Source organism: Mycobacterium sp. 2-64 (assembly GCF_035918375.1).
Classification (GTDB): domain Bacteria; phylum Actinomycetota; class Actinomycetes; order Mycobacteriales; family Mycobacteriaceae; genus Mycobacterium; species Mycobacterium intracellulare.
In genome coordinates this window covers 5,278,545-5,301,332 of record NZ_CP142361.1, presented here as the reverse complement: position 1 = coordinate 5,301,332, position 22,788 = coordinate 5,278,545, and the positions used below count along the sequence as shown (strand labels likewise).

At 67.9% G+C, this 22,788-nt stretch carries 25 protein-coding genes; 13 read left to right on the top strand and 12 right to left on the bottom strand.

What is annotated here, in order from left to right; genetic code table 11:
• The first annotated feature begins 28 nt into the window (after nt 1-28).
• The 5 genes from QGN31_RS24930 to QGN31_RS24910 all read left to right on the top strand — a co-directional run bounded on the left by QGN31_RS24930 (nt 29) and on the right by QGN31_RS24910 (nt 3,701).
• Entirely contained in the window at nt 29-622 is a 594-nt protein-coding gene (locus tag QGN31_RS24930) for a hypothetical protein (protein ID WP_014378798.1), read from the top strand.
• Between the two features lie 12 nt (nt 623-634).
• Complete coding sequence (locus QGN31_RS24925; protein WP_014378799.1) at nt 635-1,432, top strand: mannan-binding family protein; 798 nt, start codon at nt 635-637, stop codon at nt 1,430-1,432.
• Between the two features lie 129 nt (nt 1,433-1,561).
• Nucleotides 1,562-2,821, top strand: coding sequence for a TetR/AcrR family transcriptional regulator (locus QGN31_RS24920; RefSeq protein ID WP_009955629.1), 1,260 nt, complete (start codon nt 1,562-1,564; stop codon nt 2,819-2,821).
• Nucleotides 2,822-3,092: 271 nt separating this feature from the next.
• On the top strand, nt 3,093-3,317 hold the full coding sequence (locus QGN31_RS24915; protein ID WP_014710781.1) for a hypothetical protein: 225 nt from the start codon (nt 3,093-3,095) through the stop codon (nt 3,315-3,317).
• A gap of 12 nt (nt 3,318-3,329) precedes the next feature.
• On the top strand, nt 3,330-3,701 hold the full coding sequence (locus tag QGN31_RS24910) for a hypothetical protein (RefSeq protein ID WP_009955627.1): 372 nt from the start codon (nt 3,330-3,332) through the stop codon (nt 3,699-3,701).
• A gap of 53 nt (nt 3,702-3,754) precedes the next feature.
• Here QGN31_RS24910 and QGN31_RS24905 read toward each other — a convergent pair whose 3' ends face one another.
• The 3 genes from QGN31_RS24905 to QGN31_RS24895 form a co-directional block, all read right to left on the bottom strand.
• Complete coding sequence (locus QGN31_RS24905) at nt 3,755-3,922, bottom strand: hypothetical protein (RefSeq protein ID WP_009955626.1); 168 nt, start codon at nt 3,920-3,922, stop codon at nt 3,755-3,757.
• 67 nt (nt 3,923-3,989) lie between these two features.
• The gene (locus QGN31_RS24900) at nt 3,990-4,775 is read right to left on the bottom strand and encodes a hypothetical protein (protein ID WP_009955625.1); all 786 of its coding nucleotides are present in this window, start codon (nt 4,773-4,775) and stop codon (nt 3,990-3,992) included.
• Entirely contained in the window at nt 4,772-5,197 is a 426-nt protein-coding gene (locus tag QGN31_RS24895) for a hypothetical protein (protein WP_009955624.1), read from the bottom strand. Before QGN31_RS24895 ends, QGN31_RS24900 begins: the two co-directional genes overlap by 4 nt.
• Nucleotides 5,198-5,268: 71 nt before the next feature.
• Between QGN31_RS24895 and QGN31_RS24890 the strand changes: the two genes are divergently transcribed.
• From QGN31_RS24890 to QGN31_RS24880, 3 genes are read left to right on the top strand one after another with little or no spacing between them, the layout of a single operon-like run.
• Nucleotides 5,269-5,814 (top strand): hypothetical protein, encoded by a 546-nt coding sequence (locus tag QGN31_RS24890; RefSeq protein WP_009955622.1) that lies wholly within the window; start codon nt 5,269-5,271, stop codon nt 5,812-5,814.
• The gene (locus tag QGN31_RS24885; RefSeq protein ID WP_009955621.1) at nt 5,811-6,119 is read left to right on the top strand and encodes a PE family protein; all 309 of its coding nucleotides are present in this window, start codon (nt 5,811-5,813) and stop codon (nt 6,117-6,119) included. The genes QGN31_RS24890 and QGN31_RS24885 overlap by 4 nt, the downstream gene beginning before the upstream one ends.
• Before the next feature lie 2 nt (nt 6,120-6,121).
• Nucleotides 6,122-7,741, top strand: coding sequence for a PPE family protein (locus QGN31_RS24880; protein WP_225331989.1), 1,620 nt, complete (start codon nt 6,122-6,124; stop codon nt 7,739-7,741).
• Between the two features lie 9 nt (nt 7,742-7,750).
• Here QGN31_RS24880 and QGN31_RS24875 read toward each other — a convergent pair whose 3' ends face one another.
• Entirely contained in the window at nt 7,751-8,440 is a 690-nt protein-coding gene (locus QGN31_RS24875) for a class I SAM-dependent methyltransferase (RefSeq protein ID WP_014378803.1), read from the bottom strand.
• Between the two features lie 83 nt (nt 8,441-8,523).
• Complete coding sequence (locus QGN31_RS24870; RefSeq protein WP_014941114.1) at nt 8,524-9,423, bottom strand: class I SAM-dependent methyltransferase; 900 nt, start codon at nt 9,421-9,423, stop codon at nt 8,524-8,526.
• 103 nt (nt 9,424-9,526) lie between these two features.
• Here QGN31_RS24870 and QGN31_RS24865 point away from each other — a divergent pair, with 103 nt between their 5' ends.
• Nucleotides 9,527-9,949 carry a nitroreductase family deazaflavin-dependent oxidoreductase gene (locus QGN31_RS24865; RefSeq protein ID WP_014378805.1) on the top strand — a complete coding sequence of 141 codons (423 nt, stop codon included), beginning with the start codon at nt 9,527-9,529 and terminating at the stop codon, nt 9,947-9,949.
• A gap of 279 nt (nt 9,950-10,228) precedes the next feature.
• Nucleotides 10,229-11,776 carry a SulP family inorganic anion transporter gene (locus tag QGN31_RS24860; RefSeq protein WP_009956885.1) on the top strand — a complete coding sequence of 516 codons (1,548 nt, stop codon included), beginning with the start codon at nt 10,229-10,231 and terminating at the stop codon, nt 11,774-11,776.
• 9 nt (nt 11,777-11,785) lie between these two features.
• Here the strand turns inward: QGN31_RS24860 and QGN31_RS24855 are convergent, their stop codons facing one another.
• Nucleotides 11,786-12,643, bottom strand: a complete 858-nt coding sequence (locus tag QGN31_RS24855; RefSeq protein WP_014378807.1) for an LLM class F420-dependent oxidoreductase — start codon at nt 12,641-12,643, stop codon at nt 11,786-11,788.
• Nucleotides 12,644-12,727: 84 nt separating this feature from the next.
• Here QGN31_RS24855 and QGN31_RS24850 point away from each other — a divergent pair, with 84 nt between their 5' ends.
• A complete protein-coding gene (locus tag QGN31_RS24850) occupies nt 12,728-13,699 on the top strand; it encodes a 2-hydroxyacid dehydrogenase (protein ID WP_014378808.1) in 972 nt (323 codons plus the stop codon).
• A gap of 141 nt (nt 13,700-13,840) precedes the next feature.
• Nucleotides 13,841-14,260, top strand: a complete 420-nt coding sequence (locus QGN31_RS24845) for an ATP-binding protein (protein ID WP_052322844.1) — start codon at nt 13,841-13,843, stop codon at nt 14,258-14,260.
• Between the two features lie 20 nt (nt 14,261-14,280).
• Here QGN31_RS24845 and QGN31_RS24840 read toward each other — a convergent pair whose 3' ends face one another.
• The 4 genes from QGN31_RS24840 to QGN31_RS24825 form a co-directional block, all read right to left on the bottom strand.
• Entirely contained in the window at nt 14,281-15,498 is a 1,218-nt protein-coding gene (locus QGN31_RS24840; RefSeq protein WP_014941116.1) for a cytochrome P450, read from the bottom strand.
• 78 nt (nt 15,499-15,576) lie between these two features.
• Complete coding sequence (locus QGN31_RS24835; protein WP_043954305.1) at nt 15,577-17,247, bottom strand: nitric oxide reductase activation protein NorD; 1,671 nt, start codon at nt 17,245-17,247, stop codon at nt 15,577-15,579.
• Entirely contained in the window at nt 17,247-18,065 is an 819-nt protein-coding gene (locus QGN31_RS24830; RefSeq protein ID WP_014941118.1) for a CbbQ/NirQ/NorQ/GpvN family protein, read from the bottom strand. Before QGN31_RS24830 ends, QGN31_RS24835 begins: the two co-directional genes overlap by 1 nt.
• The gene (locus tag QGN31_RS24825; protein WP_158020475.1) at nt 18,066-19,244 is read right to left on the bottom strand and encodes a spirocyclase AveC family protein; all 1,179 of its coding nucleotides are present in this window, start codon (nt 19,242-19,244) and stop codon (nt 18,066-18,068) included. It lies immediately after the preceding gene.
• 104 nt (nt 19,245-19,348) lie between these two features.
• Here QGN31_RS24825 and QGN31_RS24820 point away from each other — a divergent pair, with 104 nt between their 5' ends.
• On the top strand, nt 19,349-19,951 hold the full coding sequence (locus QGN31_RS24820; RefSeq protein ID WP_008262849.1) for a TetR/AcrR family transcriptional regulator: 603 nt from the start codon (nt 19,349-19,351) through the stop codon (nt 19,949-19,951).
• Nucleotides 19,952-19,986: 35 nt separating this feature from the next.
• Here QGN31_RS24820 and QGN31_RS24815 read toward each other — a convergent pair whose 3' ends face one another.
• Nucleotides 19,987-21,342, bottom strand: a complete 1,356-nt coding sequence (locus tag QGN31_RS24815) for a WS/DGAT/MGAT family O-acyltransferase (RefSeq protein WP_009956875.1) — start codon at nt 21,340-21,342, stop codon at nt 19,987-19,989.
• Between the two features lie 109 nt (nt 21,343-21,451).
• The gene (locus QGN31_RS24810; RefSeq protein ID WP_009956874.1) at nt 21,452-22,780 is read right to left on the bottom strand and encodes an MFS transporter; all 1,329 of its coding nucleotides are present in this window, start codon (nt 22,778-22,780) and stop codon (nt 21,452-21,454) included.
• Nucleotides 22,781-22,788: the final 8 nt, after the last annotated feature.

The following is a 22,788-nucleotide window of genomic DNA, read 5'->3' as shown; positions in this document are numbered from 1 at the left end:
ACCGACGCCCAGACCTCGAGGAGAAACCGTGACCGTGACCGCCGACCAAGAATGCGACACCACCGAGGACATCGAGAAGCCGCCCGACGACGGCGAAGACGCGTCGGATGCCGGGGAGAAGGGCCCGAAAACCGCGGCGCGCCAGTGGAAAAGGTACGCCGGCGTCGCCGTGGTGGCCGCCGTCTACCTGGGCGCATTCGGCCTTGCGGGCGGGCTGGGCTGGAAGCTGTGGGATGAGCACACGGTGACTCAGGCCGGGCAGGCGGCCCAGCGAACCGCGATCGATTATGCCCAGGTGCTGACCAGCATCGACTCCAACCAGGTCGACCAGAACTTCTCCGCCGTACTCGACGGCGCCACAGGGGAATTCAAGGACACCTACACCAAGGCCAGCGTGCAGCTTCGGCAGCTGCTGGTCGACAACAAGGCCACCGCGCACGGCACGGTCGTCGACTCCGCGATCGAATCCCTGAGCAAAACCAGGGTGGTGGTGTTGTTGATGGTCGACCAGACGGTCAGCAATGCCGTGCGTCCCGACGGCCGCGTCGACCGGAGTCGGATGAAGATCACGATGGACAATGTCGGCGGCCATTGGCTGGCCAGCAAAGTCGAACTCCCCTAGGGCGTTTCGGTCATGCGGATTATCCGGCTCTCGGCCAGTGTCGCGGCGGTGGCCGCGGCGGTGGCCACGGCGGTGTTGACCGCGCCGCCGGCGTCGGCGTCGGCGCAGTCGTTTTGCGGCGACCTCGGCGGCGACTGGGACGGACAGTACTGCCACGCCTCGGTGACATCCGAGCGAAAAGCCGTGCGCGACATCAAGATGGCCCTGCCGGGCGATCTGGTCGAAAACCCGACCAGCGGCCCCGCGATCCGCGAGTACCTGCACACCCTGATGAACAACTGGCGCGCGAAGGGCGCCTCGATGGTCCAAGACAGCTGGGGCGAGGAGAACTTCCAAGTCTTCTCGCATGGGCGCGCGCTCAGCGTGGCCTTCCACGAGGACTACCACGCCGACGGGCCGTCGTTCAACAACGCCTATCGCACGTTCACCTTCGACATGGCGTCCGGACGGCCGCTGCAGCTGGCTGACATCACCAAACCCGGTGTCGCCCCGCTGACCGCTATCCCTCCGTTGGCCGAACCCTTCATTCAGGAGGCGCTCGACCGCGCCGCGTGGCAACACACCCCGGGGACATATCCGTTCACCGTCGACCGCTGGACACCGGACAACGTGTTCTCCGGGGGCTACAAGGCGTGGGCGCTCACGCCCGACGAGCTGATTCTCTACATGCCGGACTACCCGGTCGGGCACGACTCCCCGATCCAGTACGGGCAGTCCCAGCAATGGTTTATGGACGGAGGCACCGTTGAGCCACACATCCCGCTCAGCGCGCTCAGCCCGGTGCTGCGGCCGGAATTCGGCGGGGCGTAACGGGGTTAGACGTCCAATGACCTCGCGTACGACGCTGCGCCCGGCCGGGCGGCCCCACCTTGCCGTCCCCACAAAACCCCCGGTCCACCGATCGCCCGATCAGCCGCCGCTGCGGCTACGGTGATCTGTATGCCATCGGCTAGCCGCTCGTCTGCGGATCACGTCAAGCGGCGCCCGAAGGACCGCAAGATCCAGATCGCCCGCGCCGCCACCGATGCCTTCAGCGAGCTCGGCTACCACGCCGTCAGCATGGAGAACATCGCGGCGAGGGTCGGGATTTCCGCGGCCGCGCTGTACCGGCATTCGCAAGGCAAATACGACCTGTTCCGCGATGTCGTCTTGGCGCTGGGCCAGCAACTGGTCGACGCGACGGCGTTCGCCGACGACGTGCCCGCCGACGCCGATCCCGAAAAGGTCCTCAGCGCGCTCACCCGTGCGCTGATCGACACCACCATCGTCAACCGCACCACCGGCGGGCTGTATCGGTGGGAAGGCCGCTATCTGCGCGGGGACGACCAACGCGCTTCGGCGGAGCAGATCAAGCGGATCAACCGGCGCCTGCAGCGGCCGTTGGTCAGGCTGCGCCCCAAACTCACATCGCGGCAACGCTGGTTGCTGTCGGCGGCCACGTTGAGCGTCATCGGCAGTATCACCGACCATCGGTCCCGCCTCGGCAACGCGGAGATCCGGGCAGCGCTCACCGATATCGCGACCGCGGTGTTGCACGCCGAGTTGCCGGCGCAGCACCCACGCGGCTCCGAACCGCTGCGGACGTCGACGCTGACCAGCGCCGCGGGCAGCTACGAGCTGCTGCTCCATGAGTCGATGCGCCTGTTCAACGAGCGCGGTTACCGCGAGACCGGGATGGAGGACATCGCCGCCGCGGTGGGCATACCGGTTGCCAGCATCTACCAATACTTTCCGGGGAAGGCCGCCATCTTGGCGGTCTACTACCGGCGCGCCGCCGACCAACTCTCCGGCGACCTGTCCAGCATCCTGGCCACCAGCGACGATCCGGAGCAGGCACTCGCCCGGCTCATCGACGCCTATGTGACCCGGTCCTTCGCCAACCCCGAGCTCGCGTGCGTCTATTACACCGAGCGTCACAACCTGCCCGAGTCAGATGCGGTGCTGCTCTACAACATTCAGCGCTCGACCGTCGAATCCTGGGCCCGGTTGGCCGTCGCGGCAAGACCGGAACTCACCCTGGGACGCGCGCGGTACGCCGTGCACGCCGCGTTCGCGCTCGCGGTGGACATCGGGCGACTCGTGTACCCCGACACCAGTCAGTCCGCCACACTCACGGTTCGTCGCCTGATGGAAGTGACGGTGCTGGGGCGGCCGGCCGCGTCGCCCGACGCGGTCGGCGAGATCCGACAACGTCGCTGAAAGACAATTCACTCCGAAGAACCGCGCTGCACTTGCTGTGATGCGTGCGCAGCGACCGACGAGTCGGTGGTACTGAACGTGCTGTTGCAGCAGCATATCTCCGCGTAAAGTCGCCATGCCGATCACCGCCGGCCGTTCCCCTGCACTACCAAAACGTGCGAATAGGGATTAACATATTCAGCGTCTAGTCCGCGCGCCGGAATGTGGTGGTCCTCATCGCTTGGTGTGGGCCGGCGGCAATTCCGGCGGCGCCCGCGCGAAAGGGACGCTCATGCTCGCCAGACTCCGCAAGCTCCTCGAGTATCAGTTGAGCATCGCCGAACTGCTGGGACTGGGCATCCTGCTGGGTACGCCGTACCTGATCGTCGGCGTGATCTGGTCGAGCACCCACACGGCGCATCTGCACGACATGCACGGCGTCGATTTGGTGGTGTCGTTCCTCGGCTCGATCGTGTCCTGGCCGGTGCTGCTTTTCGCCAACGTGTGCATGACCTAGGGGCTCAGGGGGATGGTCACCCGCGGACCGCTCATTGTCTTCGCGGCGGTGGTGTTCTTGGCCGGCGGACTTTTCGCGCTCCGGTTCCCGGTTTTCATCGAGGCCTACGACCAGTTCGGTTGGCAAGTCAAATGCGGCAGCGGTTTTACCACCGATCTGACCCAGGCCTCCAATGCGGAGAAGAAGCCGCCCGGCCAAAAGGCAAGCGCCGGTGCGCCGCACGCGGCGGGCAACAACTACGTGCGCCAGTGCAATAACGCGCTGATGGCCCGGCGCGCGTGGGCGATCCCCGCGGCCGCCCTCGGGGGCCTGACCCTGACCTGGGTGGCGGCCGCGGCGCTCGCCCACGATCGTCGAGCCCGCATCGAGCACAGCGAAGGCTGATCGACAATAATCGGGATCCGAAAACGCTTGGTAATCAACAGTTGTCGGTGAGCCTATCGCGTGCTCTCGTCGGGGGTGTCATGCCGCGACTGGTGCAAACCCGGCGCGTTGGGGTCTTCGTGCTGGTGCTCGAGCTGTTCCTGCAGTTTGCGTTGTTCCTCGGTTGTCTTCCGCGCGTCCTGGGGCGCAGCGGGCGAGTCGGCGTTGACTTCCTGATCCACCGGGATCTCCTCCGAACGTCTGCGATGGCTCCTGTCAGGGTCGCCCGAATCGCACGCGTCGAAACACTCAATACCGTTTGACCACGGCGCGCGGGGCGGTTCGCCAGGTTCTGCCGCCCCCGTCCCGACCGCGCGGCGGCTCGAGAAGCAGGACGGCCAGTCCGTCGAGCAGCACCGGGCGCACCCAGTCGCCCAGTTCGATCACCTCGCCGGGTGTCGGCTGGCGGTGCAGGTCGTCGCGGGCGAGATCGATCGGTGTCAGGGTGCGGACGGTGTCGAGCGTGGCGTGATGGGGCAGCTTGCGGATGCCGGGCAGGGTGATGAACAGGCCGTCGTTGCCGGACAGGTGCAGTCCGATCGCCGCCAGCGCGCCGGTCATGCCCTCATGGGTGCCGCCGTGTCCCGACAGATGCACCCCGAGCGCCGGGCCGAGTTCGCGGGCTTCGCTGGGATGCAACACCTCTCGTTTGGCGCGGCGACCGAACTCGATGAGTGGCGCTGCGTCGTCGAGATCCCCCGGAATGACGACGGCGAGGCCGGGGTCGGCGTCGGGTGGGCAGACCCGTTCCAGGAATCGCCCGGCGAGTTCGATGATTTCGCCTCGTGCCCCGTGGGGGTCGCCGTCGGCGCTGCGCCAGGCCAGGCAGGCGCTCGAATTGTGGGACGTATAGGGGATCCGGTCGTCGACGAGCAGCTGGTGACGGGTGGCGCCGGCGGGGGCGCCGAGGCCCGCCGCCGCCAACTCGCGAAGCAGCGCGCGGGCGCGCCGACCGGTGCCGGGTGTGTAGGCGTTGTCGGTGTCGTCGATGCCGACGAGCAGGTCCACACCGGCGAGCGCGACAGCTTCGGTCATGGGTTGACCACCAGGGCGGTGACATCGCGAACCCATTGATCGCGGCTGAGCCGCGCGCCCGTCAGCTTGAGCGTGTTGCGTTTGGTGAAGCTGAGGATGGTCTGATCGTCGAGCGCGGCGGCGATCAGCGTCTGGGCCGGGTCACGCCCCTCGACCCGGACCCGGGTGGCGTCGGCCGCGCCCGCCGCGTTGAGAATCGAGCGCACGCTGGGCCCCTTCTGGGCCTGTGCTCCGTGCGATTGCGGCGTGGTGATCTCCACCTGGGGGAGCTGCTGCAGCTGCGCGATGGTGAACTGGTCGAGGACGCGGTGGTTGTCCTGGACGACGAGCCGGTTGTCGGTCCCGGAGGGGCCGCACGCCGCGATCCCAGCGCTGACGGCCAGGACCGCGACTGCCCGAAGCGACGGCGTATAGCTGCGCATTTTCGGATCCTATCCTGTGAATACGCCGCAAATGAGGGTCAGGGTAGCTGCTCGCAATTTATGCTTTCCGGATGACCGTGATGCAACGCCCCGCGGCCGGCTTCATGGCCGCCCGCGAGGCGGTGTTCCCCCTGCTTGCCGCCGCCACGATCGTCGCCTCCACCGATGTCCGGATCCCGCTGGGCCTGCCCGGGCACCGTGGATTGGTCTGGCTGACCCTCTTGGTGGCGGTGGCGCTGGTAACCGTCCGGCGCGAGACGGTACTCGTGGTCGGGGCGGCCTCCACGGTGGCGACGTTGCCGATGCACGGGTGGGGCGACCCGTTGTGGAGTAGTCGCTATGTGGCCGCGGCGGCGTTGCTGTACACCGCCGCCGCGCTGCCGGCGGTGCGGGTGCGGCGATGGTTGTTGGCGCCAGCCGCCGCCCCGATTCATCTTGTCGCACTGGCCAGTTCGGTGTTCGGCCTGCGCGCCGGCGGTCATGTGTCGACCTGGGTGTCGAGCGGGCTGCTCGAAAAGGCCGGCTGGCATCTGGTTTTCGGATTGTCAGCCGGTCTGCTCGCCTGGGTGGCGGCGATGTTCATGGGCAGAAACCGATGTGAGGAGTGGCCGCTATGACGCTACGAGTCCTTCCCGAGGGCCTGGCCGCGACGAGCGCGGCGGTGGAGGCCATCACCGCCCAGCTCGCGGCCGCACACGCGGCCGCCGCCCCGGTGGTCTCGGCGGTGGTTCCACCGGCGGCCGATCCGGTATCGCTCGGAGCCGCCGCGGTTTTCAGCGGCAGGGGCAGCCAGCATACGGCCGCGGCGGCCAAGGGCGTCGAGGTGTTGGGCCGGGCCGGGCTGGGTGTGAGCCTCGCGGGCGTCGGTTACGCCGCCCAGGACGCGGCGGACGCGGCGACGTACCTGGGGGCAGGCGGCTGACGATGACCGCTCCGGTATGGATGGCGCTGCCCCCCGAGGTGCATTCGACGTTGCTGAGCAGTGGTCCCGGGCCGGGCCCGCTGCTCGCCGCGGCGGGCACCTGGGCCGCCCTGAGCTCCCAATACCAGTCGGCGGCAACGGAATTGACGGCGGTACTGACCGGATCGGCCGGGGTGTGGGATGGCCCGACCGCGGAAACGTATGTCGCCGCGCACATGCCGTACCTGGCCTGGCTGGAGCTGGCCGGCACGCTGAGCGCCGAGGCGGCCGCCCAACATCAGGGGGTGGCCACCGCTTACACGGCCGCCCTGGCCGCGATGCCGACGCTGCCCGAGTTGGCCGCCAACCATGCCATGCACGCCGCCTTGGTGGCAACGAATTTCTTTGGGGTCAATACGATTCCGATTGCGCTCAACGAGGCCGACTACGCGCGGATGTGGACCCAGGCGGCCACCACGATGAGCACCTATCAGGTCACGACCGAAGCCGTGCAATTGACCAGCGGCGCCGGGTCGGGCGGTGGCAAGGGGACCGGCACTGGAACCGGGGCCGGCGCGGGGACCGGCACCGGGACCGGAACTGGGGCGGGCGGCGGGACCGGAACTGGGTCAGGCGGCGGCGGCGGGCAGGGGTCGTTCCAATTGCCCACACCCGAAGAGATCTGGGAGATGCTCTTCGGGCCCGACGGCGAAAAGATCCCCGGCCAGGGACAGCCGAACTGGAGCCCGTCGGAGTATCTGCAGAATCTGGGGAACTTCTTCAACGGAAACGCCCAGGCGCTGGCGTGGCTTCAGCAGAACGCGTCAGGTCTGCTCAACCCGTCCACATTCCCGGCGCTGATGAATTATTTCATCGCCTGGCAGACCTTCCGGATCATCAACTGGACGATCAGGACGCTGCGGTTCATCCTCCAGGAGCTGCCGCTGCTGTTGCAGGTCGGCTTGAGCCTGTCCATCACCAGCCTGGGAGGACTCGCCGGACTGGCGGGTCTGGCGGGGCTGGCCGGGGTGGCTGCGCCGGCCCCGGCGCCCGTCGCCGCCCCGCAACCCGCCGTGGTGGGGATGCAGCCGCCGCTGGTGTCGGTTGCGCCGGCGATGGCTCCGATGGCCCCGGCCTCACCGGCGGCGCCGGTCACGTCGGTGGCGTCGGCCCCGGCGACCACGGTCTCCACCGTCGCGCCGCCCGCGGCGCCCCCCACGCCCCCCGCTCCGGTGACCGGCGCCGAGGGCTTCGGCTACATGGTGGGCGGCCTCGGCCTCGGCATGGGTTCGAAAGCGCAGAGCCGCACCAGAACCGAGCTACCGGCCGCGCAGGGCGCCGCGGCGCCGGCGCGCGTGAGCGCACCGGAACGGGAGCAGGCACGGTCGCGGCGCCGCCCGCGTTCGGTCATCGACCCCGGCTACCGGTACGAATTCATCGAGGCCGACGACGATTCCGGCGCGGTGAGCCCGTCCCAGCCCGTCCGCGCCCTGGCGTCGGACTCCCCTGGTGCGATCGAGGGTTTCACCGGGACGCTGCCCAAGCCCGGCGTGCGGGCGGGAGGCCTGATCACGTTGGCCGGCGATCAGCCCGGCGACGGCGCCCGTCTGCCGATGCTGCCGGAGAGCTGGGACGGCCCGTAGGTCGCGCCGCTAACCGAGATGCGCGGACAGTAACCAGGCCCCTACGGACTTGCGGCCGTTGCCCTCGTCACGGATGTCGGCACCGGCGAAGGCCTGGAAGCCTTCCAGAAAGCTCTCCGGCACGTTGGCGTGGATACGTGCCGGGCGGATCTCGTCGATCACCCAGTACTTGGAGACCGCGTCGCGCAGTTCGTCTTCGGTGACCGCGTTGACCGGGCCATCGGCCGGCATGGCGGCGCGGTCAAAGACCAGCACGAAGTACGACGCTCCGGGCGCGGCGGCCCGCACGATCGACTGCTGATAGCCGTCGCGCAGCTCGACGGGCATCGAGTGGAACAGGGTGCTGTCGACGATGGTTCCGAAGCGGCCGTCGTACCCGGTGAAGGCACTGATGTCCGCGACGTCGAAGCTGGCGCTGGTCAGGCCGCGCCGGGCGGCCTTCTCGCGCGCCAACTCGATGGCGGTGGGCGACTGGTCCAGGCCCACCGTGGTGAAACCGCGTTCGGCGAGGTACAGCGACACCGCCGCCTCACCGCAACCGGCGTCGAGCACGTCGCCGTGGAACTTGCCGGCCTCGATGAGGGCCGCGATCTCGGGCTGCGGCTCACCGATGCTCCATGGCGGCCGGTTGCCCTCGCCCATCTCGGGGGCCTCGCCCCGGTAAGCAGCTTCGAACATCTCTTGCGTTGGCTGAGTCATACCACCATTGATATCAACCAACCTGATATGTGTCAACAAAGTTGATATAGCGGGGATCGGCCCGGCGATGCCCGTGGTGGCCGCTACCGAAGTGTCGCGGTCAGGTAGCCCGACGCGTCGCCGAACGAGGCCAGCTCATCGTTGGGCACGCCGAACCCCTGGGCGGCGAAGGCCTGCTCGGTGGTCCAGATGTCGGTCTGCCACCCGCGCGCGGCGAGGTATTCGGCCGCGGTGTTGCGCTCGCCGGTGTAGAAAAGCTCGGCCAGATTGATGCTGGACCCGATGCGCCGTGACCGCTCGGTCAGCTTCTGTGCCCAATCCGACGGAATCTTGCGCAGGTCCAAGTGTTCTGTGGCGATCCGGCTGCCGGTCGCCGACGCGGCGGCGATGTTGTCGAACAGGCGGTCTTGCGCCTCGGGCGGCAAGTAGACGAGCAGGCCCTCGGCGCTCCAGGCGGTCGGTTGTGCGGCGTCGAATCCGGCATCCGCGAGCGCCGCCGGCCAATCGTCTCGCAGGTCGATCGGAACCGTCCGCCGCTCCGCGCCCGGCGCGGCACCCAGGCCGGCCAGCGTCCGCGTCTTGAACTCGATGACCTCGGGTTGGTCGATCTCGTAGACGATCGTGCCCGCGGGCCAGGCCAGCCGGTAGGCCCTGGTGTCCAGTCCGGACGCCAGGATGACGGCTTGCCGGATGCCCGAGCCCGTCGCTTGCAGGAAGAAGTCGTCGAAGAACCGGGTGCGCACCGTGATCTGTTCCTTGACGGCCTGGCGGTTCAGCAGCGGATCGTCGCTGCGGTCGAGCGGGCTGTCGAGGAGCTTGATGAAGGTCTCGGTGCCGACGGCGCGCACGAGCGGGTCGGCCCAGGGGTCGTTCAGCAGGGCGTCCGGGCCTTGGGAGGCGATCGCGCGCTGTGCGGCGACCGCTGTCGCGGTGGCTCCGACGCTGGACGCCAGATCCCACGTGTCGTTCTCGGTGCGGGCCACGCCAATCTCCTCTCGGCCACGAACGCCTGATTAGTTAGCGTATGTAAGTGTCGACTCGACTGTACCCGCTCCGCCGGAGCAGGCGGTGGTGTTCACTGTCGTTATGGGCGACCACATCGAGCTGAGCCCCAGGGGCTGGGTCCGCGAGCAGACCGAACAAATCCTGGGCCGCGGCACCACCGACGGGGTCGAGGTCTTCGACCGGCCCATCGTCCTGCTGACCGTCACGGGGGCGAAGTCCGGCAAACGGCGTTATGTACCGCTGATGCGGGTCGAGAAGGACGGCCGCTACGTCATCGTCGCGTCCCACGGTGGCGCCCCCGAGCATCCCGCGTGGTACGCCAACGTCAAGGCGAACCCGACGGTGACGCTGCAAGACGGCGACAAGGTCGCCACGCTCACGGCTCGCGAACTCGAGGGGCCCGAGCGCGACGAGTGGTGGCAGCGGGCCGTTGAGGCCTTTCCTCCCTACGCGGAATACCAAACCAAGACGGCACGACAGATCCCGGTCTTCGTTCTGGAATGAGAGATTTGCGGCACCGCTGACGGGCCCGCGCAAACATTTGCATTCGATATGCGCCCGGCCCGTCCGGTTGACCGGTCTTGGTTGCCCACCTACTTTCGTACGCAGAGGCCAGGCACGCCCCGCTGAACAATGATGTTCAGTGAATTTGAATCGCCTGGGCCGCACGGCTTTACGAAGTGTTCCGGTTGCCGTTGTCGGATGGATACCCCAAAAGTCCACCGTCATTGACGAATTCAGGAGAAGCTCTTGCAACACGCTGAATCGTCGGGTCGGCAAGGCGTGGAGCAGGGCGTATCGTCCCGCATTGACCGGTTCCGCGAGATCGCCCAATACGACCTGCCCGCATCGCTGGTGGTTTTCCTGGTGGCGCTCCCGTTGTCCCTCGGGATCGCAATCGCTTCGGATGCGCCCGTTCTCGCCGGCTTGATCGCGGCGATCGTCGGGGGCATCGTCGGAGGATGGATCGGCGGATCGCCGCTGCAGGTCAGTGGGCCCGCCGCCGGACTGACCGTCATCGTCGCCGATGTCGTCCATCAGTTCGGCTGGGGCATCACATGTTTCATCACGGTCGTCGCCGGAATCCTGCAAGTTGTGTTGGGATTCAGCCGAATTGCACGCGCCGCACTGGCGATCTCGCCGGTCGTCGTGCACGCCATGCTGGCCGGCATCGGGATCACGATTGCGCTACAGCAAGTGCACGTGCTGCTGGGCGGCGCCTCGGAAAGCTCGGCATGGAGCAATGTCACCGGGCTGCCCGCGCAGATCGTCGGCGCCCACCGGCCGGGGCTGGTGCTGGGGCTGCTGGTGATCGCCATCCTCGTCGCCTGGCGCTGGGCTCCGGCGCGGGTGGCCGGCATCCCCGGGCCACTGGTCGCCATCGTGGTGGTCACGGCGATCTCGGTGGTGTTCCCCTTCCACGTATCCCGGATCGTGCTGAACGGCTCGGTGCTCGACGCGCTGCAATTACCGACGCTGCCGCACGGGAATTGGGGCGCCGTCGTGATCGCCGTCATCACGGTCACCCTGATCACCAGCGTTCAGAGCCTGCTGACTGCGGTATCGATCGATCGCATGCACAACGGACCGCGAACCGACTTCAACCGCGAGCTGATCGGGCAGGGCGCCGCGAACATCGCATCGGGGGCGATCGGTGGGCTGCCCATCGCCGGTGTCATCGTGCGCAGTGCGGCCAACGTGAACGCCGGTGCGAGAACGCGTGCCTCGACGATCATGCACGGGTTCTGGATCCTGCTCTTCGCCGTGCCCTTCGCCGGGCTGGTCGAAAAGATCCCGACCGCTGCGCTTGCCGGCCTACTCATCGTCATCGGGATCGAACTGCTCAAACCGGCGCACATCGAAACCGCCTTGCGCAACGGTGATCTCGCCGTCTACCTGGTGACCATCACCAGCGTCGTCTTTCTCAACCTGCTGCACGGCGTCATGATCGGACTCGCCTTGGCCGTCATCGTGACCGGTTGGCGGGTGGTGCGCGCCCGGATCGAGGCCAAGCCCGTGGGGGATGGATGGCACGTCGTCGTCGAGGGGGCGTGCACGTTCCTGTCGTTGCCGAGGCTGACCGGTGTCCTGGCGTCCATCCCGGAACGCACGTCGGTGACGCTGCACCTGCTCACGACCTATCTCGACCATGCGGCCCATCAGGCGATCAGCGACTGGGAGCGGCGGCATACCGCCATGGGCGGGGAGGTTCATCTCCGCGAAACGTTCGAGACGGAATCCGTTGGGGACGAGGGCAAGCCGTCAAAACCCCACCGCCGCAACGCGCACCTGAGCCTGGTCGCTCAGCTCTCCGCGGACGCGCGCGCCTGACGCGGGACGCTAGCTCAGGTCGGCGGCCACTCGTTCCAATGCGGCGAGGTGGTCGTCGACGTGCGCGAAGCCGGCCTTCATGGTGTTCACCGACAGATGGCTGGCCCCGGCGGCTTTCCACGCGGCGATGTCGGCGGCGAGCTTGTCGGGGTCACCGGTCCAGCTGACCCGGCCTTCCATGCCGATGCTCCGCGGGTCCCGGCCCGCCGCCTCGGCCGCCCGGTTCACCTGCGCGAGCGCGTGGTCCAGGTCGGGGCCCGGCGCGGTCATCGGAAACCACCCGTCGCCGAGGCGACCGGCGCGTTCGTAGGCCCGATCGGAGGCCGCCCCGAACCACACCGGGATCGGCCGCTGGGTGGGCAGGGGGGCCAGGCCCGCGCCGGTCACGGTGTGGTACTTGCCCTTGAAGGTGACCGATCGCTGCGTCCACAGCATGCGCATGAGCTCGACCTGTTCTTCGGAACGTTTTCCGCGGTTGGTGAACGTCTCCCCGAGCGCTTCGTACTCCACGGCGTTCCAGCCCAATCCGACACCGAGCCGCAAGCGCCCGCCGGTGAGCAGGTCGACCTCGGCGGCCTGCTTGGCCACCAGCACCGACTGCCGCTGCGGCAAAATGATGACGCCCGTGACGAGTTCCAGGCTGGTGACCGCGGCCAGGTAGCCCATCATGACGAACGGCTCGTGAAACGTCGAGTCGATGTCGTAGGGGCCCTCGAAGCCCCGGTGCACGGTCGTGTCGGCGCCGACGACATGGTCGTAGGCCAGGATGTGGGCGAACCCGAGTTCTTCGACGCGCTCGGCGTAGGCGCGTAGGACGGCGGGGTCCGGTCCGAGCTCGGTCTGCGGGAAGACGACTCCGATGCGCATTCGCGGTTCAACCGTCCCGCATCGCGATTGCTTCCCACGCGGCCCGTCGCTGGATACCGCGCGGGCTTCACGCATGATGGGGACGTGACGGCCAAGGAACTGAGCGGCGTGCTGAGGGTCGGCGAGCTGGAGCCGACGCTGGCAGCAGAACTGGCGGCGCGCTACGACATTGCGAAGCTTCCCGACGGCCCGGCGCGAGCCCGATTCCTGGCCGAGCACGGAGCCGACGTGCGCGTGCTGCTGACGTGGGGACCGCCGGGCGTCGACGCCGACACCATCGCCGCGCTGCCCAACCTCGAGGCCATCGTCAACGACGGGGCCGGGGTGGACCTGATCGACCTGGCGGCGGCGAAGCGCCGCGGCATCGGCGTGAGCAACACCCCGGACGTGCTGTCGGACACGGTCGCCGACACGGCGCTGGGCCTGATGCTGATGACCCTGCGCCGCTTCGGCGCCGCCGACCGCTACGTGCGGGCGGGCCGCTGGGCGCGCGAGGGCCGGTTCCCGTACGCCAGGGACGTCAGCGGCCTCCAGGTGGGCATCCTCGGCCTGGGCCGCATCGGTTCGGCGATCGCCACCCGGCTGCTCGGATTCGATTGCGCCATCGCGTATCACAACCGGCGTCGCATCGACGGGTCGCCCTACCGCTACGCCGCGTCGGCTGTGGAGCTCGCCGAGTCGGTCGACGTGCTGGTCGTCGCCACCACGGGCGACCACGAGTCCCACAAGCTGGTCGACCGCTCCGTGCTGGCGGCCTTGGGTCCCGAGGGGTATCTGATCAACATCGCCCGGGGCAGCGTCGTCGATCAGGACGCGCTGGTGGAGCTGCTCGTCGGCGGCGGGCTGGCGGGGGCCGGCCTGGACGTCTACGCCGACGAGCCGCATGTGCCGGCCGAACTGTGCGACCTGGACAACGTGGTCCTTCTCCCGCACATCGGCAGCGCCACGGCCCGGACCCGCCGGGCGATGGCGCTGCTGGCGATCCGCAACCTCGACAGCTACCTCGACACCGGCGAACTCGTGACGCCGGTGCTGACGCCGCGCCGTCGGCGCTGACCGCCTCCCGGCGCCGTGACCAGGCGATCCTGGATGGAAACCGGTCTGTGGCCGAAGCGATACCGCGAGAAGGTTATCGCCGCAACCGCATCTGGGTATCCGGCTCTCATGAGTCCGCTACTGCAGGAGACAGCCGCGCCGGTGCGCTTGACGCTCGCCGGCACAGCGCGCCCCGATACGGCGGCGAAGTGGCGCCATGTTTTGCAACACTGGCTGCGGCACGAGGTGCGCGCGCCGGAGGACATTCGTGAGGACGTCGTTCTGGGGGTGAACGAGGCGTTGGCCAATTGCGTCGAGCACGCCTACCGCTCCCGTCGCGAGGCCGGCGCAATGAAATTGCAGGCCAGCTACGATCCCGGCGCCGAGTCAATCCGGGTATGCGTCAGCGATCGCGGAAGCTGGCGCAAGCCCTCGTCGAGGCAGACCACCGATCCCCGCGCCTCGCGTGGCATCACGCTGATGCACCGCCTCGCCGATCACTGCACGATCCACGCCCGCCCCAACGGCACCAGCGTCTACTTGGACTACACCACCGACGCGGATAGCGCTGTCCAACAATAACTTTCACGCTGGATTCCAGCTCAGCGGCCCGACGGCGCCGAGGGCGTGAACGTGACCGGCATGCGCTCGAGGCCGCTGACGAAGTTGGCCGGCCGCAGCGGCAGCGGGTCCTGAGACGCCAGCTCCATGTCGGGCAGGCGTTTGAGTAGTCGCTCGAGCATCATCGAGAGCTCCAGACGCGCCAGCTGGTTGCCCAGGCAGAAATGGGTTCCGAAGCCGAACGCCAGATGGTTGTTGGGGTAGCGGTCGATCCGGAAGCTCTCGGGATCCCCGAACACGGCCTCGTCGAAGTTCGCCGATTCGAAGAGCAGGATGATCTTCTCGCCCCGCGCGAGCTGGGTGCCGTGGAACTCGAGATCGGCGGTCATGGTGCGGGCCATGTTCTTGACCGGCGCGGTCCACCTGAGCATCTCTTCGATCGCGTTGGGCAGCAGCGCCACGTCGTCGACCAGTTGCCGGTGCTGTCGCGGGTGGCGCAGGATCTGCGCGGTGCCGCCGGACAGCGTGTGCCGGGTGGTCTCGTCGCCGCCGATGAGCAACAACAACACCTCGGTCACGATCTCGTGGTCGGCGAGCTTCTCGCCGTCGACCTCCGCGTGCACCAGCACGCTGACCAAGTCATCGGTCGGCTCGGCCTTGCGCGCCGCGATCATGCTCGTCATGTATTCGGTGTAGGCGGCGAAGGCGTCGATGGACACCTGGAAGTCCTCTTGCGCGGTCGTGCTGCTGAGCATGGTGACCATGTCGTCGGACCAGCGCAGAAACATCTGCCGCTCCTCGGGCAGCACCCCGAGCATGTCGCCGATGACCGCCATGGGAAGCGGGGCCGCAAGGTCCCAGACGAAGTCGCACTCGCCGCGTTCGCAGACGTTGTCGATCAGGGCGTCGCACAGCGCGCCGATCGAGGCCTCCCGGTCCTTGACGCGTTTCCGGGTGAAGCCCGCGTTGACGAGTTTGCGCCGCAGCAGGTGGGCGGGGTCATTTATCGCGATCATCATGGGCGGCGCGTCCTGGTCCGGCCGGATACCGCCGGCGTTGGAGAACAGCTCGGGCGCCCGCTCGGCGTCGATCACGGCCTGATACGTCGCCGCGGCGGCCAACCCGTTGCGGTCCCGAAAGACCGGCTCGTTCTCGCGCATCCACCGATAGACCGGGCGCGAGTCGCCCGCGTAGAAGGCGCCGTCGGTCAGATCGACGTCGGGCCGTGGCCGATTTCGCGCGTCAACAGTGCTTGGCATGGCTCACCCTTCCCCGAAGCGGGCATGCTCGGTCTTACCGTGGACCTTACAGTAGGTGCCGTGGTAGCGATCCCACCCTCACGCCGGCCCCGGTGCGGCGCGCTCGCGTAGCGCCGCCAGGAACATCTCGTCCATCCGCGGACTCACCTCGGCCAGGGTCGCGGCGCTGACGTAGCGCGCGGAGCCGAAGACGCGCTCGAGCTCTTCGGCGGCGGTGGCGCTCCCGATGGACAGGCACAGGCAGGCCACGCCGTCGCCACGGAGTTCCTCGAGCGCCTTGTTCGCGTCGGCCTCCGCGTAGCGACCGTCGTAGCCGTCGTCGTAGGGGCACCCGTCGGACAGGACAAGAAGCAGCCGGTTGGGTGTGCCGGCTTCGGTGTTGAGTATCTCGCCCGCGCCGCGGATCGCCGCACCCAGGCGCGTATACCCCGACGGCTCAAGCTGATTGAGCCGCGCGCGTTGCGGGGCGCCAAAGCGCTGTCCGAACGTTTTGATCGCCGGCAGGTGCACGGCGTGCCGTCCGTGGGATCGAAACGCGTAGATGGCCACGCGGTCGCCGAGTTCCTCCAGGGTCATCGCCACGGTTGCCGCCGCGCGCCGCTGGTGGTCGTGGACCCTGTTCCCCCGCAGGTCGGCGTCGGTGGCCGATCCGGACGCGTCGAGCAGGATGAGGACGCCGAGGTTCCGAACGACGTTGCGGCGCTGGGTGTAGACGGCCTCCGTGGGTAAACAACCGGAGCGCAGGTCGACGAAGAGATCGACGAGCGCCTCGATGTCGATCTCGTCACCGTCGGGGCGCGCGCGTAGGAGCTTGGGGCCGAGACCGACGCGCGCCAATCGCCGCCGCAGCTCGTCGTCGTGCGAGACCTGCGCGGCCGAGATGTGGGTGGGCTCGGTGAGCGGAAAATCGATGACGCGGCACCAGTCCGCCCGATAGCGGTTGTTGAAGACGTCCCATTCCGGATGCAGTGCACCGCCGATTCCCAGCGCAGCGCCGGGCCGGTCGCCGACGAAATTGATGCGCGTCGGAAGTGGACGGGCTGACGCGCCAACCGCTCGTGCCGGCCGAATCGAGCGCGCCTCAAACTCCCCGCCCGACGGGTCGTCGCCGCGCGACGGCGCCTCGCCCAACAGCTTTCGCAGAAAGTCCATCAGTGCCCGCGAACTGAACAGCGGGTTCTCGAACAGCTTGAGGACCTTGCTTTCCTCGGAGGCGGCGTCGTCCTCGTCGTCGGGCTCCCGCTCGGCGACGAGCTCGATCGCCGTCCGCAGGTTCGTATCCGTGGCCGGCGCGGCCCCGCTGTCGGACGACGCCAGGAGTTGGGCCGGCCGGATGACACCGAACCACGCCGGAGGGTCCGCGATTCGGCTTGTGCCCCTGGCCATTTCGAGGGACCCGTCCGCGGTCGTGGTGCGGGGCTCACCGTCGGGGCAAAGCGCCGCCGCCAGCGCAACGGTGGGGGCGAGTTCGGCGAGCACCCGGTGGCCTTCCAGCGCGAGGTAGCGGCGCGCGATCGCCGGCCGGCCCCGCAGCCGCTTCACCAGCCGCCGATCCAGGCTGCCCGCGCCGAGCAGCGCGGCCTGGACCAGCACCTGCCGGCGCTGCTGCCCGGAGTCGGCGGCCGGGACGAAGATGACGTCGCCGTTCGTGTAGGCGTCCTGGCCGGGCGCCGCCTGGGCGACGTCGACGGCCCGGCCGGCCAGGTGGGCGGCGAGGAACCGATACCGTTGCGTGCCAACGGTTTTCATCACCTTGGCGGCAGCAGGGAATCGACGAGCTCGCCGAGCGCCGTGACGACCTCCCGGTCATCGGAGAGGATCCGCACGATCGCCGCCTGGACGGCGCTGCGCAGGCTGAGTCCTTCGGCGACCAGGCTGCCGGCCAGGATCAGCGTGCGGGTGGATGACACTTCGCGCAGCGGTGAGCCATCGAGCTTTCGGATCGCGTTGCCCACGGTGACCAGGGCGCGCGCCGTCGCATCGTCGATTCCCGCTTCGTGGGCAACGACTTCCGTCTCGGCCTCGACGGGCGGGAAGTCGAGTTCGATGGCCACGAATCGCTGCCGGGTCGACTCTTTGATGTTCTTCAGCACGCTCTGGTAGCCGGGATTGTAGGAAATGACCAGTTGAAATCCCGGTGCCGCGGGCACCGTCGTTCCCAGGCGATCGACCAGAAGCTCGCGGCGATGATCGGCGAGCGGATGGATGACCACCGTGGTGTCCTGGCGCGCCTCGACGATCTCGTCCAGGTAGCAGATCGCGCCCTCGCGAACGGCCCGCGTCAACGGCCCATCCACCCAGACCGTTTCTCCCCCTTTGAGAAGGAAACGCCCGACCAAGTCGGCCGACGTCATGTCTTCGTGCGCCGCGACGGTGATCAGGTTGCGGCCGAACGCGTGGGCCATCGCCTCCACGAACCGGGTCTTGCCACATCCCGTCGGGCCCTTCAGCAGCACCGGCAGGCCGCGGCGCGCGGCGGCGCGGAACACCTCCACCTCATCGCCGGCGGGCCGATAGAACGGTGCCTCCGACGCCGGGCGCACGGTGGGCTGGGAATTCGTCAGCACCTAGCGCCCTCGCGCGCGCTCGAAGGGGATGACCTCCGGCAGCTGGCCGCCCGGCGGGAGGACGAGATGGCCGTGCAGGTCGACGTACCCGGAACGCTTGGTGGGTATGGGCAGGGCGGGATTCGGGCATGGCGTGTCCGTGCCGTCGCCGCAGATGCCGCCGTTGAAGTACGAACGCTTCTGGTGGTCTTGGGGCCACGGGTCGGAGTGCATCCCGATCCATTGCGCGGGCACGTTGTAGAAGAAAAAGAAGCACGAGCTGACGCCGGCGAAGATCGCCAGGAAGCGCGTGAACTGCTGTCTGGCGAATCCGCCTCGCACGTGGTCCAATCCGCGTTCGACGACGGTGCGGCCGCGATCGTCGGTGAAGAAGCGCAGACAGCACAGCGCGGCCTGCACACCACCCCACATCAGGCCTTCGTAGACCGGCCATTGGTAGTAGGTGTCGGCATTGATCGACACGGACCTGATGGCGCCGGGGTAGGTGTAGAAGCCGATCGGTAGCAGGACCAGACCCTCCATGACGAAATCGAAGACAAACGCGAGCGCGTAGGTGACGAGGACCAACCGAAGATTGCTGATGTTCGGCCAGCGCGTCTTGATCTTGCGCATGATCCAACACCCGACGATCGTGATCAGCAGGACGCCGTAGGCGTAACCCGGAGCGTTGGTCAACAACGGCTCGGACACCTGACGGCCCGGCTCCTCCGGGGAGACCCAACCCGGAATGTTCGACGACCAGGAGCCGCGGTTGAACAGCCAGGTGTTGTAGGTGCACCACGTGTTGAAGTAGTTCAGCAGCGGATCCTGGAAGAACATCAGGCCCATCGACAGCACGAGCATGCCGTCCAGCGTGATCCGCCGCTCGCGCCGCCACGGCCTGATGAAGAACCACCACACGACGACCGGCAGCGCGATCCACAGCACCACCGCGTTCGCCATCAGCGGCACCTTCATGTACATCGGCGGCTCGCTCGGCCCCGACGGCACCCGCTCGAAATACGGTCCTGTGATCCACCGGATCCACACGTAGAGCTGGAGCACCAGCAGCGCGCCACCGGCGGCGGCCCAAATCTTGATCGGTCGCACCGGCGACGCGGCCTGCGCGCCGAGTTCGCCCGCGCCGGGCAGTGGCTCGGTGACGGACGACGGCTGGTTCCTGTTCGCGAGATCGCTCATGACGCTGGTGTCCTCCGGGGTCGGCATTCCACGCTCCGAGCAATATACTCACGAGTATCTGAGAAACGGAATAGCTTCTCGCAAGCTCTGGCAGAATCTGGCGCATGGTTGAGCGTTGGACGCGAGAGCGCCGCCTCGAGCACACTCGCTCGCTATTGGTCGATGCCGCCGAGGAAGTCTTCGGCGAGAAGGGGTTCGTCGCCGCGACGCTCGACGATATCGCCCACGCCGCCGGATACACGAAAGGCGCGATCTACAAACACTTCTCGACGAAGGAAGACCTGTTTCTGGCGGTCAGCGACCGCTACTGGCGCCGGTACTTCGTCAACTTCACCGAGGTGATGGCGCCGGCGACGCAGGTCGGTGCGCGCGAACTCGACGAGATCGCCAAGCGCTGGAGCCAGCTCAGCCGCGATCGCGGGGCGGAGCACGCCGCGCTGGGTCACGAGTTCATGCTGTACCTGCTGCGCAACCCCGAGGCGCGGGAACGCGTGGCCGCCAAGCGATCAGAGGCCGTCGAGGCGCTGGCCAAGTTCATTGTGGCGGGCATCGACCGGCTCGGCGGGACGTTGCTGATCCCCGCGTCGACGTTCGCCCAGGTCCTCGTCGCCACCAGCGACTCGGTGGTGTTGGGCAGTCAACTCGATGACGTGGACCTCTTCCGCCCGATCGTCGAGATGTACGTGTCGGTGATCAAGCTGCCCTGACCGCCGATCCGAAAAGGACTGTGGCGCACGGCATCTCAGGCACCCGTGGCGATCTCCAGGTCCTTCAACGACTCCTCTAGATGACCGAGCATCCGCTGCAGGTGCGGGACGCTGCGCCGGCAGCCGACCAGGCCGAAGTCGAGGTTGTCGGCGTTGTTGGTCACCGTGATGTTGACCGCCTGGCCGTCGAGGGGGATGGACAGCGGATAGTTTCCGTCCAGGCGGGCCCCGCGCCAGTACAGCTGCTCCGAGCGACCCGTCGACACGTTCGAGATGACGATGTTGAACGGCGGCGAGGCCGCGGAAAGGTAGCCGGGGACCAACCCGAGGAACAGGCCTCCGATGTTGAAGGCGGACAGGGCCAACTGCTGAACCGGCGGCAGCTGCCAGAACACCTCTTTGGTGTCGCGAATGGATGCGCTGATGACCTCGAGCCGTCTCGCCGAATCGTCGAGATCGGTGGCGAGGTTGCACAGGAAGGTACCGACCATGTTCCCGCCGCGGTCGTCGTCGTCCTTGCGCAGATTCACCGGGACCATCGCGGTCAGTGGGGCGTCCGGCAGCGCGTTCTGATCCAGCAGGTAGGCGCGCAGGGCCCCGGCCGACATGGCGAGAATGACGTCGTTGACCGTGACGCCGGCGGCCGCCTTGACCGCGTTGATGCGCTCCAACGCCCAGGACTGGGCCGCCACCCGCCGCGCACCGCCGATCCGGACGTTGAACATCGACCGCGGCGCCTGGAACGGGAGCGTGAGTTGTTGTTCGAGCAGCGCGGCCCGCGCGAGCTTCAGCGTGGACGGCGCCAGCGCCAGCGCCGACCCCGCGGTGCGGCCCACCCGCCCGAACAGGGACGGACTTCTGCGTCCGCCGCGCTTGCGCGGCGCCATGCTCCATGGGACCCGCACCTCGTCGTCGTCGGGATCGGAGGTGAAGGCCCGCTGCATCAGGCGAAGCGCCGAGACGCCGTCCATCAGGGAGTGGTGGTACTTCGTGTACACGGCGTACCGCCCGTCCTGCAGGCCCTCGACCAGGTGCGCCTCCCACATCGGGCGGTGCCGGTCGAGCAGGCTGCCGTGCAGCCGGGAAACCAGCTCCAGGAGGTCTCGCACCCGTCCCGGTTCCGGAAGCGCGGAACGGCGAAGGTGGTAGTCGAGCTCGACCTCCTTGTCGAAGGACCACGCGACGTTGGTGACGCCGCCGAAGAAGGCCGGACGCTTGCTGAAGGCCGGTTGCACGTCGGTGCATTCGAGCATCGCCTGATAGGACTCGCGGACGAAATGCGGGCCGGCATCCTCGGGCGGCTCGAAGAGCTGTAGCGCGCCCACGTGCATCGGATGTTCGCGTGATTCGCCGATGAGGAACAGCGCATCCGTCGGTGATATCGGTTCCATGCGTGTCGCCCCCAACTGTTGCCGTCGCGCCGCCCACCGGAGGGACGGCCTACCTCCTAATAGCCACAGCGGGTGGCGGCCCAAACGGCCATCCGCCGCGGGACGGTCGCTAGCGGACGTCGTCGGCGAGCGCGCGAGCCTCCCGCTCGGTTTCGACCGCGGGCCCGGAGCCCGGCAACGGCTTGCCGGCGACCTCGGGGGTGAACAGCAGCGTGATCGCGCCCACCACGCCCCCGAAGATCAGCATGTAGGCCGGCACCATCACGTTGCCGGTGCCCGAAACCAGAGCCTGGGCGATCAGCGGCGTGATGCCGCCGACGAGTGAAATCGAGATGTTGTAGGAGATGGCCAGCGCGCCGTAGCGCACGTTGGTGGGGAACAGCGCCGGCAGCATGGCCGGCCCGGTGCTGTCGAAGCACAGCTCCATCAGGCCGATCAGCAGCACGCCGATGAAGATCACCGGGTAGATGCCGCCGAAGCGGATGAGCAGGAACGCCGGGATGGAGGCGACGATCAGCAGGCCGCACCCCGTCCACATGATGGGTTTGACGCCGATGCGATCGGACAAGGCCGCGACTAGCACCACCGTGCCCATCAGGATCGCCAACGTGGTCACGATCATGACGAGTCCGGCGGTGTGGCCCACGCGCACGAACAGCCGCAGGTACGTCGGCAGGTATCCGGTGAGCATGAAGTCGGCGACCTGGGAGGTCAGCACCAGCGCCGCGCAGATCAGCATGGGTCGCCACTGCTCGACGATGGTGCGGTGAATCTGTTGACGGCCCTGGTCGCCCGCGTGCGCGTCGTCGTGGGCGCTCTGGTAGGCCGAGGACTCCTCGAGCCGCAGCCGCAGGAACAGCGCGACCAGCCCGAAAGGCAAGCCCAACAGCAGCGGAATCCGCCAGCCGTAGGTCAGCATGGCGTCCTCGGGCAGCCAGGTCTGCAGCCCGGTCACCAGCAACCCCGCCAGGACGAACCCCACTAGATTGCCCATCGGCAGGAACCCGACCATCATGCCGCGTTTGTGATCGGGGGCCTGCTCGACGAGATAGGTCATGGCGCCGACGTATTCACCACCGGTCGACAGGCCCTGGAATATTCGCGCGAGGACGAGCAGGATCGGCGCCCAGATGCCGATGGTGCTGTAGGTGGGCAGCAGGCCGGTCACGGTCGTGCTCACCGTCATCATCAGGATGGTGACCACCAGGACGCGGTGGCGCCCGATCCGGTCGCCCAGCGGACCGAAGATGAACCCGCCGAGCGGACGCACGACGAACGCCGCCGCGAGCGTTCCGAAGGTCGCGATGAGGTGGACTCCGCTGACGTTCTTGCCGGGATAGAACACCTGGGCGATCGTGGTCGCGATGTACCCGTAGACCCCGAAGTCGTACCACTCCATGAAGTTCCCGATCGCGGTGCCCATGATGGTTCGGCGCATCGCGGGGT